This window comes from Mesorhizobium sp. CNPSo 4684 (assembly GCF_057784315.1).
Genome location: NZ_JBWLUX010000105.1, coordinates 1 through 536 on the forward strand (window position 1 = coordinate 1; position 536 = coordinate 536).

General features: G+C 60.6%; 1 protein-coding gene. It reads right to left on the bottom strand.

Annotated elements, in window-relative coordinates; translation table 11 throughout:
* Positions 1–536: hypothetical protein (locus AC04SG_RS32885; RefSeq protein ID WP_488554404.1), on the bottom strand; the 536-nt coding region annotated here is incomplete at both ends.

Consider the following 536-nt stretch of genomic DNA (forward strand, 5'->3'; position numbering starts at 1 on the left):
GCAAAGAGCCAGCGCCCGAAACTGCGAAGAGAATGTACATAGGCCTTGGCGGTGTTGGCGGCATTGCTGTCGCGGAGGGCCTTCTCAAGTCCCGAAATAAGGCGAGCATCCTCGGAATAAAGAGGCTCCTTGCTCCGCCCTATCAAAACCCCAGCTGACTGGATCGGCTGCAACGTCGAGGCCGCCGGCATTGCTCTGCCGCCACCTGAATTGGCGATCTCGCTCAGCTGCCGCTCAATGGCAAGGCCGTCTGGATTGTCCAGGGGCCTCGGCCTCTTCGCTGGCCGCAACCCAGCTGTGTCACGCTCATCGTTGATGAGGACCTCCTCGCTTGGCAGGAGGTTGCTGCTGGCAAATGCATCCATCGGCTCGTCCGGGAACTGCTGGGGGTCGTAGCCCCAGTTCAAGTGACGAATGGACTCTCGGGGATCCGATGACTGGTCATGGCGCGCGGCTGGCTGAGATGACGACGGGCCGGGTTTGTCCATCATCTCCCAAAGCAAATCCTGGTCGTAGCTTTCCACAGGAGGCAGCTC